Consider the following 17,369-nt stretch of genomic DNA (forward strand, 5'->3'; position numbering starts at 1 on the left):
TCGTGCCCGGAGTCGCGCGTGTTGGTCGGAATCGTGGAATTCCTTGGTTGGTTCGGTGCTGTAACCGTGCTGGCTGGTTACATTCTCTTCTCCACGGGGAAGCTCCCGAACGGGCCGGTCTACCAGCTCTTCAACCTCGTCGGCGGGCTGGCCGTCGCCGTCAACGTGGCCGCGCACCACGCGGTGCCGTCGACCATCGTCAACGGCATCTGGGCGATCGTGGCCGTGGTCGTCCTGGTGAAGATGAGACGCGCCCGTCGTGCGGCGAAGCGCGGCGAGCCGGCGGCCTCCGAGGCGACCGTCCTGCACGCCGAGCCGGCGGCCACCACCGGCGTCCTGCCGATCATCGGCCCGGCCCTGCGTGACCACGAGCCGGACGAGCCCTTCGAGGCGGACGCAGCCCCGGGCCTCCAGGCAGCGCCGACCACGAGCACGACGCAGGTCGCTCCGATGACCGAGACCGTCCCGATCATCACCGCGACGATCGCACTGGCCCTGGTCGCCGCAGCGCAGGGGCACGTGGAGCGTGCGGACACCGCGGACAGCGCAGTCTCCCCTGAAGGCGCCGACCACGCGGAGCGGACCGAAGCCACCCGCTGACCGTCCCGTCGGCGATACGATCACCTCATGTCCCGGTGGTTGATCGCGACGATGACGTCCGTCCTCTTCATCGCGCTCGTCGTCGCCGTCGCGGGGTTCGAAGCGCTCCTCGCTGACGTCGAGGCGATCGCGCAGCCGGACGCGACCCCGTACCTCGGCCCGGCCATGGTGATCGGCGCCGCAGTGGTGGTGTTCCTCGCGACCGCGGTCGGCGCGCGAGAGGGCAACCCCGGTGTCACCGGCCTGGTCGCCGCCGCGACCGCCTACCTGGTCATGCTCGGCGTCGGTGCCGTCGGGTACGCGGCGATCCGCCGCGACCTGACCGAGCTCCTCGTCTTCCCGGCTGGCTACGCACTCGGGCCGTTCGTGGTCGGGTCCGTCGTGGTGGCGCTCCTGTCGGTGATCGGCGGGATCTCCATGGCCCGGCACCAGGCCCGGACGACGGGCTCGACACCCACCGCAGGGCAGCGGCAGGAGCCGACCGTCGCGGGTGACGACACCGTCGGGCGGTAGTCTGCCCGGGCAGGACGCACACGCAACGGGGGAACGATGAGCGACGAGAACACGCCGGATCCGGACCAGCAGGACGGTTGGGGAGCCGTGCCGTCGGTGGCGTCGATCCGCGGGACGCAAGAGACGCCCGCGGCCGCGCAGAACGCGCAGGCCGGGTCGACGGCGCAGGCCGGGACGACCGCGCACGGCGCGCAGTACGCCCCGACCGCGTCGCGTGCTCCGCGCCGGAAGCTCCGCCGCGGCCAGCTCATCGGGATCATCGCCGGCAGCACCGCCGTCGTGCTGTTGCTCGTCGCCGGTGTCGTCGGGTTCTCGGTCGGCTCGGCCACCCACTCGGCCGACCGCCCCGTGCGGGCGTTCCTCGACGACCTGACCGCGGGGAAGGTCACCGACGCCCTCGACGCAGCGGGCATCGACCGGACGAAGGCCGACGTGCTCCTGACCGACGCCGCGTACGCGAAGGCGACCGCCAAGGTCACCGGTTACCGGGTGGCCGCGACGCGCACGGACGGCGACACCGCCACCGTCCGCGCGTACCTGCGCCAGGCCGGCCGTGACGTCGCGGCGACCTTCACGCTCGACAAGACCGGCACCGACTGGGGCGTGTTCCCGGTGTGGGAGCTGCAGGCGCCGGAGCTCGGCAGCGTCGACGTCAGCGTCCGGGGTCCGGCCGGCGCCTCGGTGCAGGTCGCGGGCACGTCGACGAAGACCCCGAAGGACGGCACGGTCGGTCTCCGCGCCCTCCCCGGCACCTACGCGGTCACGTACGACGGCGGCAAGTGGACCAAGGCCACTGGAGGCAGCGCCGTCGTGGGCGGGTTCGGTGGCAGTACCTCGACGCCGGTGCAGATGACCGCGACGCTCACGAACGCGGGCGACCAGGCGGCGAAGCGGGCCGTGGACGCCTGGGTGGACGGCTGCATCGCCTCGAACGACGCAGCGCCGGCCGGGTGCAGCTTCTACGCGTACGGCGAGAACCCCGCGTACACCTACACGAACGAGAAGTGGACGCTCGAGTCGCGGCCGACCGTCGCCGTCGGCAGCTGGACGACGAACGGCTGGCTCGTCTCCACCACCACCTTCGGTCGGGCCACCTTCACGGCGGACATCGCCGGCGCGGGCGGCACCGGGACGGCCACGGCCGGACCGCTCAACGTCAACGCGAGCGGGTACATCACGGGGTTCTCGAGCTCGGGCGCGACGTTCCGGTCGGCGGTCGGCAACGGGTCCTCGGACACCGGCTCATGACGGTGTCCGGCGTGGTGCCGGCCCGGATTGATTTCGTCCCGTTACGCGGGTAGTCTCTTCTGGGTGTGCGCCCTCGGGCGCGCCCGAAAAGTCCGGCGAGCAAGATCGCCCAGTCGGACCACTCCGTCCCCCCGCAGATTCCTCCGCCGTCAGGCGGTCATCAGCGTGGGACGAGGAAGCCGGCGGATCGCGCCGGCCAGAGAGCACGAGCGAAGAACCAGGAGAACAGTTGCCTACTATTCAGCAGCTGGTTCGCAAGGGTCGTACGCCGAAGGTCACCAAGACCAAGGCGCCCGCCCTGAAGGCGAACCCCCAGCAGCGTGGTGTGTGCACCCGCGTCTACACCACCACCCCGAAGAAGCCGAACTCCGCACTGCGCAAGGTCGCTCGTGTGAAGCTCTCGAACGGCACCGAGGTCACGGCGTACATCCCCGGTGAGGGCCACAACCTCCAGGAGCACTCGATGGTGCTCGTCCGTGGCGGTCGTGTGAAGGACCTCCCCGGTGTGCGGTACAAGATCATCCGTGGCGCCCTGGACACCCAGGCCGTGAAGAACCGTAAGCAGGCTCGTAGCCGCTACGGCGCGAAGAAGGGTTGAGTTAGATGCCTCGTAAGGGTCCCGCCCCCAAGCGTCCCGTCGTCGCCGACCCGGTCTACGGTGCGCCGATCGTCAGCCAGCTCGTCAACAAGATCCTGCTCGACGGCAAGAAGGGCCTCGCCGAGCGCATCGTCTACGGTGCACTCGAGGGCGTCACTGCCAAGAACCAGCAGGATGCTGTCGTCACGCTCAAGAAGGCGCTCGACAACGTCCGTCCGACCCTCGAGGTCCGCAGCCGCCGCGTCGGTGGCTCGACCTACCAGGTCCCGGTCGAGGTCAAGCCGCACCGCGCGAACACCCTCGCGCTCCGCTGGCTGACCTCGTACGCCAAGGCCCGTCGCGAGAAGACGATGACCGAGCGTCTCATGAACGAGATCCTCGACGCGTCGAACGGTCTCGGTGCCGCGGTCAAGCGCCGCGAGGACACGCACAAGATGGCCGAGTCGAACAAGGCCTTCGCCCACTACCGCTGGTAGTCCCGGCACCGTCCGGGCACAGGTGGTCAAGAACCCCGGCGCCCGGACGGCCGCCAACCTCTCCTACAACTCTTCCGGAGGAACCCTGTGGCACAGGACGTGCTCACCGACCTGAACAAGGTCCGCAACATCGGCATCATGGCGCACATCGATGCCGGCAAGACCACGACGACCGAGCGCATCCTGTTCTACACGGGCATCACGCACAAGATCGGTGAGGTCCACGACGGCGCTGCCACGATGGACTGGATGGCGCAGGAGCAGGAGCGCGGCATCACGATCACGTCGGCCGCGACGACCTGCTTCTGGGACAACAACCAGATCAACATCATCGACACCCCCGGTCACGTGGACTTCACGGTCGAGGTGGAGCGTTCGCTCCGCGTCCTCGACGGTGCGGTCGCCGTCTTCGACGGCAAGGAGGGCGTCGAGCCCCAGTCCGAGACCGTGTGGCGTCAGGCTGACAAGTACAACGTCCCGCGCATCTGCTTCGTCAACAAGATGGACAAGCTCGGCGCGGACTTCTACTACACCGTCGACACGATCATCAACCGCCTCGGTGCGGAGCCCCTCGTGCTCCAGCTGCCGATCGGTTCGGAGAGCTCGTTCGAAGGCGTCGTCGACCTCGTCCAGATGCGTGCACTCACCTGGCGCGGCGACGCCAAGGGTGACGTCGCGATGGGTGCGAAGTACGAGATCGAAGAGATCCCGGCCGACCTGCAGGACCGCGCCGCCGAGTACCGCGAGAAGCTCATCGAGCGCGTGGCCGAGGCGGACGACGTCCTCATGGAGCGTTACCTCGAGGGCGACACCGACTTCTCGGTCGACGAGATCAAGGCCGCGATCCGCGCCCTCACCGTGAGCAGCACGCTCTACCCGGTGCTGTGCGGTTCCGCGTTCAAGAACCGCGGTGTCCAGCCGATGCTCGACGCCGTCATCGACTACCTCCCGTCCCCGCTCGACGTGCCGCCGATGATCGGCCACGACGTCAAGGACGAGGAGAAGGAGATCATCCGCAAGCCCGACGCGTCGGAGCCGTTCTCGGCTCTCGCGTTCAAGGTCGCGGTGCACCCCTTCTTCGGTCGCCTCACCTACGTCCGCGTGTACTCCGGCTCGATCGAGTCCGGCGCACAGGTCATCAACTCGACCAAGGGCAAGAAGGAGCGCATCGGGAAGATCTTCCAGATGCACTCCAACAAGGAGAACCCGGTCGCCAACGTGACCGCTGGCCACATCTACGCGGTCATCGGCCTCAAGGACACCACCACCGGTGACACCCTGTGCGACCCGACCAACCAGGTCGTCCTCGAGTCGATGACGTTCCCGGAGCCGGTCATCGAGGTCGCGATCGAGCCGAACACGAAGGCTGACCAGGAGAAGCTCTCCACGGCCATCCAGAAGCTCGCCGAAGAGGACCCGACGTTCCGCGTCGAGCTCAACGCCGAGACCGGTCAGACGACGATCAAGGGCATGGGCGAGCTCCACCTCGACATCCTCGTCGACCGCATGAAGCGCGAGTTCCACGTCGAGGCGAGCGTCGGCAAGCCCCAGGTGGCCTACCGCGAGACGCTCACCAAGATCGTCGAGCGCTACGACTACACCCACAAGAAGCAGACCGGTGGTTCCGGTCAGTTCGCGAAGGTGCAGATCGCGCTCGAGCCGATGGAGGTCACGAGCGAGAAGGTCTACGAGTTCGTCAACGCGACCTCCGGTGGCCGTGTCCCGCGCGAGTACATCCCCTCGGTCGACGCCGGTATCCAGGACGCCATGCAGGTCGGCATCCTCGCGGGCTACCCGACCGTCGGCGTGAAGGCCATCCTCAAGGACGGCGCGGCGCACGACGTCGACTCGTCCGAGATGGCGTTCAAGATCGCCGGTTCCATCGCCTACAAGGAAGCGGCCCGCAAGGCCGGTCCCGCGATCCTCGAGCCGATCATGGCCGTCGAGGTCCGTACTCCTGAGGAGTACATGGGCGACGTCATCGGTGACCTGAACTCCCGTCGTGGCCAGATCGCCTCGATGGAGGACGCCTCGGGCGTCAAGGTGGTCCGCGCGAGCGTGCCGCTGTCCGAGATGTTCGGCTACGTCGGCGACCTGCGGTCGAAGACCTCTGGTCGTGCGGTCTACTCGATGACCTTCGAGACCTACAGCCAGGTCCCGGCCAAGGTCGCCGAGGAGATCATCGCGAAGAACGCGGGGGAGTAGCGCTCAGCGCTTCTCCACAGGCGGGGGTGCCCGGCGACGGGCCCCTCGCCACCAAGTAAAGTACAGACACACACCGCGCATCAACGGTCGCGAGCCCATCCAGGGCCGGCCGGGGATGACGCTTCCGAGTCCTGAGGAGGACCCACAGTGGCCAAGGCCAAGTTCGAGCGCACCAAGCCGCACGTCAACATCGGAACCATCGGTCACGTCGACCACGGCAAGACCACGCTCACGGCGGCGATCACCAAGGTTCTGCACGACCAGTACCCGGACCTCAACGAGGCCCGTGACTTCGCGCAGATCGACAACGCTCCCGAGGAGCGCCAGCGCGGCATCACGATCAACATCTCGCACGTCGAGTACCAGACCGAGAAGCGTCACTACGCGCACGTCGACGCCCCCGGTCACGCCGACTACGTGAAGAACATGATCACGGGTGCGGCGCAGATGGACGGCGCGATCCTCGTGGTCGCCGCCACCGACGGCCCGATGCCCCAGACGCGTGAGCACGTGCTGCTCGCCCGCCAGGTCGGCGTCCCCTACATCGTCGTCGCGCTGAACAAGTCCGACATGGTGGACGACGAGGAGATCCTGGAGCTCGTCGAGCTCGAGGTCCGCGAGCTCCTCGGCACGCAGCAGTTCGACGAGGACGCCCCCGTCGTGCAGGTCTCGGCGCTCAAGGCGCTCGAGGGCGACGAGAAGTGGGTCAAGTCGGTCCAGGAGCTCATGGCCCAGGTCGACGAGCACGTGCCGGACCCGGTGCGCGCCACCGACCAGCCCTTCCTGATGCCGATCGAGGACGTCTTCACGATCACCGGTCGTGGAACGGTCGTCACCGGTCGCGTCGAGCGTGGAACGCTCAACCTGAACGCCGAGGTCGAGATCGTCGGCATCCGCGCGACGCAGAAGACCACCGTCACGGGCATCGAGATGTTCCGCAAGCTGCTCGACCAGGCGGTCGCCGGTGACAACACCGGTCTGCTCATCCGTGGCCTCAAGCGCGAGGACGTGGAGCGCGGCCAGGTCGTCGTGAAGCCGGGTTCGGTCACGCCGCACACCGAGTTCCAGGCGAACGCGTACATCCTGACCAAGGACGAGGGTGGGCGTCACAACCCGTTCTACGCGAACTACCGCCCGCAGTTCTACTTCCGCACCACGGACGTCACCGGCGTCATCACGCTGCCCGAGGGCACCGAGATGGTCATGCCCGGTGACACCGTCGCCATGACGGTCGAGCTGATCCAGCCGATCGCCATGGAAGAGGGCCTCCGTTTCGCCATCCGTGAGGGTGGTCGTACGGTCGGCGCCGGTACGGTCGAGAAGATCCTCAAGTAACTCCGGTTACCTGCCGCAGCGGGGTCGAGCCTTCGGGCTCGGCCCCGCTGTGTCGTTGCCCCGGTCGACGTGGCAGCGCTCGGAGCCACTGTCGGCCGCTCACGGCCCTGGCGGGCGGCGGACGGGAGGCCCGGGGTACGCCCGCCACGACGGCGTCCGTCCGCCCCGTACGGCGTCCCAGGCAGCGGGGAGTTGGCTCGGCCGGGTGACTCGTCTGCGCCGTTCCACGACCTCCGGTCGTGGCTACCACCGTGTCCGGAGCGGCCGCGGCTTCTCGTACCGTGACCCCGACGGTGCGACCGTCACCGATGCCGCGGTGCGTCAGCGGCTCGAGGACCTCGTCATCCCGCCGGCCTGGGACGACGTCTGGATCTCGCCGTACGAGAACGGGCACGTCCTCGCGACCGGGATCGACGGGGCCGGACGCCGCCAGTACATGTACCACCCGTCGTGGCGCGAACGGATGGACCGGATCAAGTACGACCGGGCGCTCGCCCTCGCGGAGTCGCTGCCGGTCGCACGGCGCGGGGTCACGCAGGACCTCCGACGACCGGAACCCGATCGCCGCCGAGCGCTGGCCGCAGCGTTCCGGATGCTCGACCAGGGCTCGCTGCGGGTCGGATCGGAGCGGTACGCCAGCGAGCACGGCAGCCGCGGACTGTCGACCCTGCTGTGCGCGCACGCCCACGTCTCCGGTGACGACATCGAGCTCGACTTCCCCGGCAAGAGCGGGCAGGAGTGGTCGTCGTCGATCCACGACGCCGACCTCGCGACGGTGATCGCCGGCATGAAGCGCCGTGGGCCGAACGCCCGACTGCTGTCGTTCCGCGAACGCCGCGGTGACGAGTGGGAGCCGTTGTCCGCCGAGGACATCAACGCCTACGTCAAGGAGCGTGCTGGTGACGACTTCACGGCGAAGGACTTCCGCACCCTGCACGGCACGGTGGCCGCGGCCGTCGACCTTGCCCAGACCGGTCCGCTGTCGTCGCAGGCGAAGCGGAAGCGTGCGGTGTCCCATGCCGTGAAGGCCGCGAGCGACGAGCTCGGCAACACCCCGACGGTGTGCCGGCAGAGCTACATCGACCCGCGGCTGCTCGACGCCTACGAGCACGGCGAGACCATCGATCCGGCCCGGATCCACGCCGCCGAGTCCGAGGTCCGGGCACTGCTCTACCGACAATGACCCCGGGAGCGTCCGGATGACGTAGCGTTGGTCGACGTGCTGGACCACCCCACACGGCACGGAAGGACCCACAACAGTCGTGACTGACGAGTGCATCCACGGTTTCCCCATCGAGCTCTGCGACATCTGCGCGCCCCGGCAGCGTGAGGAGTCGGCGATCCCAGCCGCTCCGGCGCCACGGCGGACCCGCATCACCACCAACCTGCGCGTCGACCCGCCTGCCTCCGGCCCCGGGACGTCGCTGCGTTCACCGACGTCGCTCCGGTCGTCGTCGGCCGACCTGCCCGAGGCTCGGGTGTTCGCGTCGCTGCGTGCGCACCACGTGACCCACATCGACAACCTCGACGGCATCGTCGGGTCCGGCGCCATCCTGGCTGCCGACCAGGCGGAGCCCGCCGTCGACGTCAGCAGCCCCGAGACCCGAGCCGCACGCGCCGAGGCCGAAGCACCCGACGGCAGCACCATCGCGAGCCACGTGCCGTTCACCCTGTCGCCGGATGCCGTCCGGTGGGACGAACTCCGCACCGGCGCCGTCGGGGAGCGGTGGTCCGACGCCGCCCGACGCACGCGCGCGGTGGACTACGTCGTGCTCGTCGTCCCGGTCTCGGCGTTCGGTGACTCGGTGGTCGTCGCCGACCAGGACGCCGACGCTGACGACGTCCGGTTCGCCGTCGGCCCCGACGCCGGGACGAACCTGATCCGCCGCACCGACTTCTCCGACCCCGAGATGCTCGGACTCGAGCTCCTCGCGGGGCCGAGCGTGCCGTTCTCGTCCGTCGCGGTGATCGGTGTCCCGAACGACAAGGCCCGCCAGACGGTCCGTGCGGTGCTCGCCGACCACGGCGGCCACGCGCCGCGCGTGGCGGTCTTCCCGCCGTGGTTCGTCCCTCCGGTGACGGCCGAGTAACCGTCTCCACGAGCGCCCTCCGGACCATGTCCGGAGGGCGCTCCGCGTTGCGGCGGCGACCCGTGCCTCCAGGCCGTCCGATCCGCGTGGATCCGGGGGGCGAGCCGGTGTCGACACGCCCGGCACATCGCGACACGCCCGGGTTGCACGTGGGCTCGGGACATGCGAGACTTGTCCGGTTCCGAATTCCCCGCGGGTGCGAGTCCGCAGGATCACTGCTCTGGCAGTGCACAACCCCCCTGTTCAGCAGGGCTGGGTTGGGCCGCAGGCAGCAGAACACGACTCCCCGAGGTCATGACGGACGCGACACTGTTGCGCCCGGAGTGCGAGGAAGTCGATTGCCCACGCTGGACGGCCAAGGTCGCCCGCGCGGTTGACAGGTGAACAGCGGTCATCCCCAGCGGATGCGGCCGGTTGGTTCAGGAAAACAGCACGGTCTGCAGCAATGCGGAGCCGAGCGGCGTCAGGCGGCCTGCGGGTGCGCGGCGCAGAGAGAGGACAAGAGACACATGGCGGGACAGAAGATCCGCATCCGGCTCAAGTCGTATGACCACGAGGTCATCGACACGTCGGCCCGGAAGATCGTCGACACGGTGACCCGTGCCGGTGCAACCGTGGTCGGCCCGGTGCCACTCCCCACCGAGAAGAACGTGATCGCAGTGATCCGTTCCCCTCACAAGTACAAGGACTCGCGCGAGCACTTCGAGAAGCGCACGCACAAGCGGGTCATCGACATCGTCGACCCGACGCCGAAGGCCGTTGACTCGCTCATGCGACTCGACCTGCCGGCAGACGTCAACATCGAGATCAAGCTGTAAGGGGGCTGACCAATGGCGAACTCAACCAAGACCGTCAAGGGCCTCCTCGGCAAGAAGCTCGGGATGACCCAGGTGTGGGACGAGAACAACAAGTTCATCCCCGTCACCGTGATCGAGGTCGGCCCGAACGTGGTCACCCAGATCCGCAACGCTGAGCGCGACGGCTACGAGGCGATCCAGATCGCCGCCGGTGCCATCGACCCGCGCAAGGTCAACAAGCCGGCCGCTGGCCACTTCGAGGCCGCTGGCGTGACCCCGCGTCGCACCCTCACCGAGATCCGGACCAACGACTCCGCTGAGTACACGCTCGGCCAGGAGCTCACCGTGGACGGCACGTTCACGGCGGGCCAGAAGGTCGACGTCGTCGGTACCTCCAAGGGCAAGGGCTTCGCCGGTGTCATGAAGCGCCACGGCTTCCACGGCGTCGGCGCCTCGCACGGTGCACACCGCAACCACCGCAAGCCCGGCTCGATCGGTGCTTCCTCGACCCCGTCGCGTGTCTTCAAGGGCATGCGCATGGCCGGTCGTATGGGTGGCGACCGCGTGACCGTCCTCAACCTCACGGTGCACGCCGTCGACGCCGAGAAGGGTCTGCTGCTCGTCAAGGGCGCCGTCCCCGGTGCTCGTGGCCGCTCCGTCTTCGTCCGCACCGCCGTGAAGGGTAAGTGATCATGGCCACCACGACCGCAACCACGATCGACGTCCTCGACGCATCGGGTGTCAAGTCCGGCACCGTCGAGCTGCCCGCAGCTCTCTTCGACGTCGAGACCAACGTCCCGCTGATCCACCAGGTCGTCACCGCGCAGCTCGCAGCCGCGCGTCAGGGCACCCACAAGACCAAGAACCGCGGCGAAGTCCGCGGTGCCGGTCGCAAGCCGTTCAAGCAGAAGGGCACCGGCCGCGCCCGTCAGGGTTCCGTCCGTGCTCCCGAGCACACCGGTGGTGGCGTCGTCCACGGACCGACCCCCCGCGACTACTCGCAGCGCACCCCCAAGAAGATGATCGCCGCAGCGCTGCTCGGCTCGCTCTCGGACCGCGCCCGCGGTGGCCGCATCTCGGCTGTCGACGGCTTCGTCGAGGCCGACGTGCCGTCGACCAAGGTCGCTCGCACGCTCCTCGAGAAGGTCGCGCCCGTCAAGCACGTGCTGATCGTGCTCGAGTCGAACGACGAGCTGACGCTCAAGTCGATCCGCAACCTGCCGAACGTCCACGCGCTCTCGTACGGCCAGCTGAACGCCTACGACGTCCTCAAGTCGGACGCCGTCGTCTTCAGCAAGAGCGCCCTCGACGCCTTCATCGCGTCGAAGACCGCGAAGGAGATCACCGCATGAGCGGCTTCAACAAGGACCCGCGCGACGTCATCATCTCGCCGGTCGTCTCGGAGAAGAGCTACGCGCTCATCGACCAGGGCAAGTACACGTTCATCGTGGACCCCCGTTCGAACAAGACCGAGATCAAGCTCGCCATCGAGAAGATCTTCGAAGTCAAGGTCGCGAGCATCAACACGCTGAACCGCCCGGGCAAGACCCGTCGCACCAAGTTCGGTCTCGGCAAGCGCAAGGACACCAAGCGCGCCATCGTGACGCTCAAGTCCGGTTCGATCGACATCTTCACGGCTGTCGGCTGAGGACCAGAGGGATAAATCATGGCTATTCGTAACTACAAGCCGACGACCCCCGGTCGTCGCGGCTCGTCGGTCGCCGACTTCGCTGAGATCACCCGTTCGACTCCGGAGAAGTCCCTGCTTCGTCCGCTGCCGAAGACCGGTGGTCGCAACAGCTCCGGCCGCATCACCACGCGTCACATCGGTGGTGGCCACAAGCGCCAGTACCGCGTGATCGACTTCCGTCGCTCCGACAAGGACGGCGTGGACGCCAAGGTCGCTCACATCGAGTACGACCCCAACCGCACTGCGCGCATCGCGCTCCTGCACTACGTGGACGGCACGAAGCGGTACATCATCGCGCCGAACAAGCTCAAGCAGGGCGACGTCATCGAGCAGGGCCCCGGCGCCGACATCAAGCCCGGCAACAACCTGCCGCTGCGCAACATCCCGGTGGGTACCGTCGTGCACGCCATCGAGCTCCGCCCCGGTGGCGGCGCGAAGATGGCCCGCTCGGCCGGCGCCTCGGTGCGTCTCGTCGCCAAGGACGGCCCCTACGCGCAGCTCCGTCTGCCGTCGGGCGAGGTCCGCAACGTCGACGCACGCTGCCGCGCCACGATCGGCGAGGTCGGCAACGCCGAGCAGTCGAACATCAACTGGGGCAAGGCCGGCCGCATGCGCTGGAAGGGCGTCCGCCCGACCGTGCGTGGTGTCGCGATGAACCCGGTCGACCACCCCCACGGTGGTGGCGAGGGCAAGACCTCCGGTGGTCGTCACCCGGTCAGCCCCTGGGGCCAGGCCGAGGGTCGCACGCGCAAGCCGAACAAGCCGAGCGACAAGCTCATCGTCCGTCGCCGTAACGCCGGCAAGAAGCGCAAGTAGGAGTTCAGAAGATGCCACGCAGTCTGAAGAAGGGCCCCTTCGTCGACGAGCACCTGCTCCGCAAGGTCGTCACGCAGAACGAGGCCAACACCAAGAACGTGATCCGTACGTGGTCGCGGCGGTCGATGATCGTCCCGAACATGCTCGGTCACACCATCGCGGTGCACGACGGCCGCAAGCACATCCCGGTGTTCGTCACCGAGTCGATGGTCGGTCACAAGCTCGGCGAGTTCGCGCCGACCCGCACCTTCCGTGGTCACGTGAAGGACGACAAGAAGGGCCGTCGCCGCTAACGCGGGGACGCAGAGGAGGAACGAAATGGTGGAGTCGATCGCACGCGTGCGACACATCCGCGTCACGCCTCAGAAGGCCCGTCGCGTCATCGAGCTGATCCGCGGCAAGCAGGCCCACGAGGCGCTCGCCATCCTGAAGTTCGCCCCCCAGGGCGCTTCGGAGCCCGTGTACAAGCTGGTCGCCTCGGCGATCGCGAACGCCCGGGTGAAGGCTGACTCGACGAACAGCTTCCTCGACGAGCGCGACCTCTACGTGAGCCGCGTCTTCGTCGACGAGGGAACGACCCTGAAGCGGTTCCAGCCGCGCGCCCAGGGCCGGGCCTTCCGCATCAACAAGCGCACCAGCCACATCACGGTCGTCCTCGCGACGCCGGAAGAGGCCGAGGCTGCCGCGACGAGCAAGAAGGCGAGCAACTAATGGGCCAGAAGGTCAACCCGTACGGCTTCCGTCTCGGGATCACGACGGACCACGTCTCGCACTGGTTCACCGACAGCAAGAAGGCCGGTCAGCGCTACGCCGACTACGTGGCCGAGGACATCAAGGTGCGCGAGTACCTGAAGAAGACCCTCGACCGCGCCGGTGTTGCTCGCATCGAGCTCGAGCGAACCCGTGACCGTGTCCGCGTGGACATCCACACGGCGCGTCCGGGCATCGTCATCGGCCGCCGCGGCGCCGAGGCGGAGCGCGTTCGCGGTGAGCTCGAGAAGCTCACCAAGAAGCAGATCCAGCTGAACATCCTCGAGGTCAAGAACCCCGAGACCGAGGCCCAGCTCGTCGCGCAGGGCATCGCCGAGCAGCTCTCCGCTCGTGTCGCGTTCCGTCGCGCCATGCGCAAGGGCCTGCAGGGTGCACAGCGCGCCGGCGCCAAGGGTGTCCGCATCCAGGTGTCGGGCCGTCTCGGCGGCGCCGAGATGTCCCGTTCGGAGTTCTACCGCGAAGGCCGTGTGCCGCTGCACACCCTCCGCGCGAACATCGACTACGGCTTCTACGAGGCCCGGACCACGTTCGGCCGCATCGGCGTGAAGGTCTGGATCTACAAGGGCGACATCACGAACAAGGAGCTCGCTCGCGAGCAGGCGAACCAGCGTTCGTCGCGCCCCGAGCGTCGTGGCGGCCCGCGCGGTGAGCGTGGCGACCGTGGCGGCGACCGTCGTGGCGGCGACCGCGGTGACCGCCGCCCGCAGCAGGCCCCGCAGGACGCGCCGGCCGGCGCAGGAGTTGAGGCGTAACCATGCTTATTCCCCGTCGAGTCAAGCACCGTAAGCAGCACCACCCGAAGCGTTCGGGTCAGGCAACCGGTGGTACCAAGGTCAGCTTCGGCGACTACGGCATCCAGGCCCTCACCCCGGCGTACGTGACCAACCGTCAGATCGAGTCCGCTCGTATCGCCATGACGCGTCACATCAAGCGTGGCGGCAAGGTCTGGATCAACATCTACCCGGACCGTCCGCTCACGAAGAAGCCGGCTGAGACCCGCATGGGTTCCGGTAAGGGCTCGCCCGAGTGGTGGGTCGCCAACGTCAAGCCGGGTCGTGTGCTCTTCGAGCTCTCCGGCGTCACCGAGGACATCGCCCGTGAGGCGCTGACCCGTGCAATCCACAAGCTGCCCCTCAAGGCACGCATCATCAAGCGCGAGGAGGGCGACGCATAATGGCGATCGGTTCCAAGGAGCTCCGTCCGACGGAGCTCGACACGTTCGAGAACGAGCGTCTCGCTGACGAGCTGAAGAAGGCCAAGGAGGAACTCTTCAACCTCCGCTTCCAGTCGGCCACCGGCCAGCTGGAGAGCCACGGTCGTCTCCGTGCCGTCAAGCGCGACATCGCTCGCATCTACACCGTCCTCCGCGAGCGCGAGCTCGGCATCCGTGCCACTCCCGCGCCCGTCGAGACCGCCACCAAGGCCAAGAAGACGACGAAGAAGGCTGACAAGCCGGCTGAGTCGACCGAGGCCGAGACCGCCGAGGAGAAGTAATGGCGAACGAAGAGAAGACCTCCGCCGCCCTCACTCGCGGCTACCGCAAGACGCGTCGCGGCTACGTGACCAGCGACAAGATGGACAAGACCATCGTGGTCGAGGTCGAGGACCGCGTGAAGCACGCGCTCTACGGCAAGATCATCCGTCGCACGTCCAAGGTGAAGGCCCACGACGAGCTCGGCACCGCTGGTGTCGGCGACCTCGTCGTGATCAGCGAGACCCGTCCCCTCAGCGCTTCCAAGCGCTGGCGCCTGGTCGAGATCCTCGAGAAGGCCAAGTAGGCCTCGGCCTGCTTCGGAATAGGAGACAGCAGTGATTCAGCAGGAATCCCGCCTGAAGATCGCCGACAACACGGGTGCCAAGGAGATCTTGACCATCCGCGTGCTCGGTGGTTCGGGTCGTCGCTACGCCGGTCTCGGTGACGTCATCGTCGCCACGGTGAAGGACGCCATCCCCGGCGGCAACGTGAAGAAGGGTGACGTCGTGAAGGCGGTCATCGTTCGCACCAAGAAGGAGACCCGTCGTCAGGACGGCTCCTACATCAAGTTCGACGAGAACGCGGCAGTGATCCTCAAGGCCGACGGCGACCCGCGCGGCACGCGCATCTTCGGTCCGGTCGGTCGCGAGCTCCGTGACAAGAAGTTCATGAAGATCATCTCGCTCGCGCCGGAGGTGCTGTAAGCCATGGCGAACATCAAGAAGGGTGACCTCGTCCAGGTCATCACGGGCGCGACGCAGGAGCGTGGCGGCGACCGTGGCAAGCAGGGCAAGGTCATCGAGGTCCTCAAGGACAAGCAGCGCGTCGTCGTCGAGGGCGTGAATTTCGTCACGAAGCACGTCCGCGTCGGCCAGACGCAGCGCGGCTCGAAGACGGGTGGCATCGAGAAGCACGAAGCCTCGATCCACGTGTCCAACGTCGCCCTCGTCGACCCGAAGACGAAGAAGCCGACCCGCGTCGGCTTCCGTACCGAAGAGGTGGAGAAGGGCGGGGTCAAGAAGACCGTCCGTGTCCGCTACGCCAAGAAGTCAGGTGAAACGCTCTGATGACTGACACGACTGCAACGACTGAGGCCCCCAAGGCCCAGCCGCGCCTCAAGCAGAAGTACAAGGACGAGATCAAGGCCACGCTCACCGAGCAGTTCGGCTACGCGAACGTCAACCAGGTCCCCGGCCTGGTCAAGGTCGTCGTGAACACCGGTGTCGGCGAGGCCGCTCGCGACTCGAAGATCATCGAAGGGGCCATCAAGGACCTCACGGCGATCACGGGTCAGAAGCCCCAGGTCAACATCGCTCGCAAGTCCATCGCGCAGTTCAAGCTGCGCGAGGGTCAGGCGATCGGTGCGCACGTCACCCTCCGCGGTGACCGCGCCTGGGAGTTCCTCGACCGCCTGATCTCCCTCGCACTGCCCCGCATCCGCGACTTCCGCGGTCTCAGCGACAAGCAGTTCGACGGGAACGGCAACTACACGTTCGGTCTCTCGGAGCAGTCCGTGTTCCACGAGATCGACCAGGACCGCATCGACCGTGTCCGCGGCTTCGACATCACTGTCGTCACCACCGCGAAGACGGACGACGAGGGACGCGCGCTGCTCCGTCAGCTCGGCTTCCCGTTCCGCTCCAACGAGCAGACGGTCTAAACTACTTCGGGCGGTGCGGGCCGGAGGATTCACGTCCTCCGGCCCGCACGCACGAACACACCGATCCTGGGGAACCGCCCCGGGATCACTCGATCGCTCAGGTCGGCATTCGTGGAACGGGTGTCGAAACCAGGCGAGAAATGGACGAACATCATGACGATGACCGATCCGGTCGCAGACATGCTGACCAGATTGCGGAACGCGAACTCCGCGCACCACGACGCCGTCGCGCTCCCGAGCTCCAAGCTCAAGAAGAACATCGCCGACATCCTCAAGCGTGAGGGCTACATCAGCGAGTGGAAGGTGGAGGACGCCCGAGTCGGGCAGACCCTCACCATCGACCTGAAGTACGGCCCCGAGCGCGAGCGTTCGATCGCCGGCATCAAGCGCGTGTCGAAGCCGGGCCTCCGGGTCTACGCGAAGTCGACGGAGATCCCCCAGGTCCTCGGTGGCCTCGGCGTGGCGATCCTCTCGACCTCGTCCGGCCTGCTGACCGACCGCGAAGCCGAGCAGAAGGGCGTGGGTGGGGAAGTCCTCGCCTACGTGTGGTGATCGACAATGTCACGAATCGGACGTCTTCCCATCGACATCCCCGCCGGCGTGACCGTCTCCGTTGACGGTCAGAGCGTGGCGGTCAAGGGCCCGAAGGGCGAGCTCGCGCTCGTCGTCGCGGAGCCCATCCAGGCCAAGGTCGAGGAGAACCAGGTTCTCGTCACCCGTCCGGACGACGAGCGCGAGTCGCGTTCGCTCCACGGCCTGACCCGTACCCTCATCGCCAACAACATCATCGGCGTGACCCAGGGCTACACCAAGGGCCTCGAGGTCGTCGGCACCGGTTACCGCGTGCAGGCGAAGGGCTCGAACCTCGAGTTCGCGCTCGGGTACTCCCACTCGATCACGGTCGAGCCGCCCGCGGGCATCAGCTTCGCGGTCGAGGGCAACAACAAGGTCACGGTCGCCGGCATCGACAAGCAGGCAGTCGGCGAAGTGGCGGCGAACATCCGGAAGCTCCGGAAGCCCGAGCCGTACAAGGGCAAGGGTGTCCGTTACGCCGGCGAGAACGTGCGCCGCAAGGCCGGAAAGTCAGGTAAGTGAT

Annotated in this window: 25 protein-coding genes; all 25 read left to right on the top strand. The window is 67.5% G+C overall.

All coding sequences use genetic code 11. From position 1 onward, the window contains the following. The first annotated feature begins 66 nt into the window (after positions 1–66). Positions 67–600 carry a hypothetical protein gene (locus EDF31_RS09300; protein WP_131845945.1) on the top strand — a complete coding sequence of 178 codons (534 nt, stop codon included), beginning with the start codon at positions 67–69 and terminating at the stop codon, positions 598–600. Positions 601–627: 27 nt separating this feature from the next. After that, positions 628–1,113: a DUF6121 family protein gene (locus tag EDF31_RS09305; RefSeq protein WP_123936962.1), complete on the top strand. Its 486-nt coding sequence runs from the start codon at positions 628–630 to the stop codon at positions 1,111–1,113. A 36-nt stretch (positions 1,114–1,149) separates the two neighbouring features. Continuing rightward, complete coding sequence (locus tag EDF31_RS09310; RefSeq protein WP_131845946.1) at positions 1,150–2,361, top strand: hypothetical protein; 1,212 nt, start codon at positions 1,150–1,152, stop codon at positions 2,359–2,361. A 229-nt stretch (positions 2,362–2,590) separates the two neighbouring features. Next, positions 2,591–2,959: a 30S ribosomal protein S12 gene (gene rpsL / locus EDF31_RS09315; RefSeq protein WP_017885540.1), complete on the top strand. Its 369-nt coding sequence runs from the start codon at positions 2,591–2,593 to the stop codon at positions 2,957–2,959. 5 nt (positions 2,960–2,964) lie between these two features. After that, positions 2,965–3,435 carry a 30S ribosomal protein S7 gene (gene rpsG, locus EDF31_RS09320; protein WP_055950927.1) on the top strand — a complete coding sequence of 157 codons (471 nt, stop codon included), beginning with the start codon at positions 2,965–2,967 and terminating at the stop codon, positions 3,433–3,435. Positions 3,436–3,522: 87 nt separating this feature from the next. Continuing rightward, positions 3,523–5,640 carry an elongation factor G gene (fusA, locus tag EDF31_RS09325; RefSeq protein WP_111083473.1) on the top strand — a complete coding sequence of 706 codons (2,118 nt, stop codon included), beginning with the start codon at positions 3,523–3,525 and terminating at the stop codon, positions 5,638–5,640. A gap of 147 nt (positions 5,641–5,787) precedes the next feature. Continuing rightward, positions 5,788–6,975: an elongation factor Tu gene (gene tuf, locus EDF31_RS09330; RefSeq protein WP_131845947.1), complete on the top strand. Its 1,188-nt coding sequence runs from the start codon at positions 5,788–5,790 to the stop codon at positions 6,973–6,975. Between the two features lie 205 nt (positions 6,976–7,180). Next, positions 7,181–8,158 carry a DNA topoisomerase IB gene (locus EDF31_RS09335; protein ID WP_123293138.1) on the top strand — a complete coding sequence of 326 codons (978 nt, stop codon included), beginning with the start codon at positions 7,181–7,183 and terminating at the stop codon, positions 8,156–8,158. Between the two features lie 79 nt (positions 8,159–8,237). Then, positions 8,238–9,065: a DarT ssDNA thymidine ADP-ribosyltransferase family protein gene (locus EDF31_RS09340; RefSeq protein ID WP_131845948.1), complete on the top strand. Its 828-nt coding sequence runs from the start codon at positions 8,238–8,240 to the stop codon at positions 9,063–9,065. Between the two features lie 509 nt (positions 9,066–9,574). Continuing rightward, positions 9,575–9,883: a 30S ribosomal protein S10 gene (rpsJ, locus tag EDF31_RS09345; protein ID WP_017885534.1), complete on the top strand. Its 309-nt coding sequence runs from the start codon at positions 9,575–9,577 to the stop codon at positions 9,881–9,883. Between the two features lie 12 nt (positions 9,884–9,895). Continuing rightward, entirely contained in the window at positions 9,896–10,552 is a 657-nt protein-coding gene (gene rplC / locus EDF31_RS09350; protein WP_027466731.1) for a 50S ribosomal protein L3, read from the top strand. Positions 10,553–10,554: 2 nt separating this feature from the next. Further along, positions 10,555–11,214 (top strand): 50S ribosomal protein L4, encoded by a 660-nt coding sequence (rplD, locus tag EDF31_RS09355; protein ID WP_111083469.1) that lies wholly within the window; start codon positions 10,555–10,557, stop codon positions 11,212–11,214. Next, on the top strand, positions 11,211–11,510 hold the full coding sequence (rplW, locus tag EDF31_RS09360) for a 50S ribosomal protein L23 (RefSeq protein WP_111083468.1): 300 nt from the start codon (positions 11,211–11,213) through the stop codon (positions 11,508–11,510). Before rplD ends, rplW begins: the two co-directional genes overlap by 4 nt. Before the next feature lie 18 nt (positions 11,511–11,528). Continuing rightward, positions 11,529–12,368, top strand: a complete 840-nt coding sequence (rplB, locus tag EDF31_RS09365; protein ID WP_111083467.1) for a 50S ribosomal protein L2 — start codon at positions 11,529–11,531, stop codon at positions 12,366–12,368. Positions 12,369–12,379: 11 nt separating this feature from the next. Beyond that, positions 12,380–12,661 carry a 30S ribosomal protein S19 gene (rpsS, locus tag EDF31_RS09370; protein ID WP_017885529.1) on the top strand — a complete coding sequence of 94 codons (282 nt, stop codon included), beginning with the start codon at positions 12,380–12,382 and terminating at the stop codon, positions 12,659–12,661. Positions 12,662–12,686: 25 nt separating this feature from the next. Further along, complete coding sequence (gene rplV / locus EDF31_RS09375; RefSeq protein ID WP_111083466.1) at positions 12,687–13,079, top strand: 50S ribosomal protein L22; 393 nt, start codon at positions 12,687–12,689, stop codon at positions 13,077–13,079. Next, positions 13,079–13,891, top strand: a complete 813-nt coding sequence (rpsC, locus tag EDF31_RS09380) for a 30S ribosomal protein S3 (protein ID WP_017885527.1) — start codon at positions 13,079–13,081, stop codon at positions 13,889–13,891. The genes rplV and rpsC overlap by 1 nt, the downstream gene beginning before the upstream one ends. A gap of 2 nt (positions 13,892–13,893) precedes the next feature. Further along, positions 13,894–14,313: a 50S ribosomal protein L16 gene (gene rplP, locus EDF31_RS09385; RefSeq protein WP_111083465.1), complete on the top strand. Its 420-nt coding sequence runs from the start codon at positions 13,894–13,896 to the stop codon at positions 14,311–14,313. After that, positions 14,313–14,633, top strand: coding sequence for a 50S ribosomal protein L29 (gene rpmC / locus EDF31_RS20500; RefSeq protein WP_111083464.1), 321 nt, complete (start codon positions 14,313–14,315; stop codon positions 14,631–14,633). Before rplP ends, rpmC begins: the two co-directional genes overlap by 1 nt. Then, entirely contained in the window at positions 14,633–14,917 is a 285-nt protein-coding gene (gene rpsQ, locus EDF31_RS09395) for a 30S ribosomal protein S17 (protein WP_111083463.1), read from the top strand. The genes rpmC and rpsQ overlap by 1 nt, the downstream gene beginning before the upstream one ends. Positions 14,918–14,948: 31 nt before the next feature. Then, positions 14,949–15,317, top strand: coding sequence for a 50S ribosomal protein L14 (rplN, locus tag EDF31_RS09400; RefSeq protein ID WP_111083462.1), 369 nt, complete (start codon positions 14,949–14,951; stop codon positions 15,315–15,317). 3 nt (positions 15,318–15,320) lie between these two features. Continuing rightward, a complete protein-coding gene (rplX, locus tag EDF31_RS09405; protein ID WP_111083461.1) occupies positions 15,321–15,680 on the top strand; it encodes a 50S ribosomal protein L24 in 360 nt (119 codons plus the stop codon). After that, positions 15,680–16,273 (top strand): 50S ribosomal protein L5, encoded by a 594-nt coding sequence (gene rplE, locus EDF31_RS09410; protein ID WP_111083460.1) that lies wholly within the window; start codon positions 15,680–15,682, stop codon positions 16,271–16,273. Before rplX ends, rplE begins: the two co-directional genes overlap by 1 nt. Before the next feature lie 153 nt (positions 16,274–16,426). Beyond that, positions 16,427–16,825, top strand: coding sequence for a 30S ribosomal protein S8 (gene rpsH, locus EDF31_RS09415; protein ID WP_017885519.1), 399 nt, complete (start codon positions 16,427–16,429; stop codon positions 16,823–16,825). A 6-nt stretch (positions 16,826–16,831) separates the two neighbouring features. Next, on the top strand, positions 16,832–17,368 hold the full coding sequence (rplF, locus tag EDF31_RS09420) for a 50S ribosomal protein L6 (RefSeq protein WP_131845949.1): 537 nt from the start codon (positions 16,832–16,834) through the stop codon (positions 17,366–17,368). Position 17,369 lies beyond the last annotated feature (1 nt).

The organism is Curtobacterium sp. PhB142, from assembly GCF_004341255.1.
Taxonomy (GTDB): domain Bacteria; phylum Actinomycetota; class Actinomycetes; order Actinomycetales; family Microbacteriaceae; genus Curtobacterium.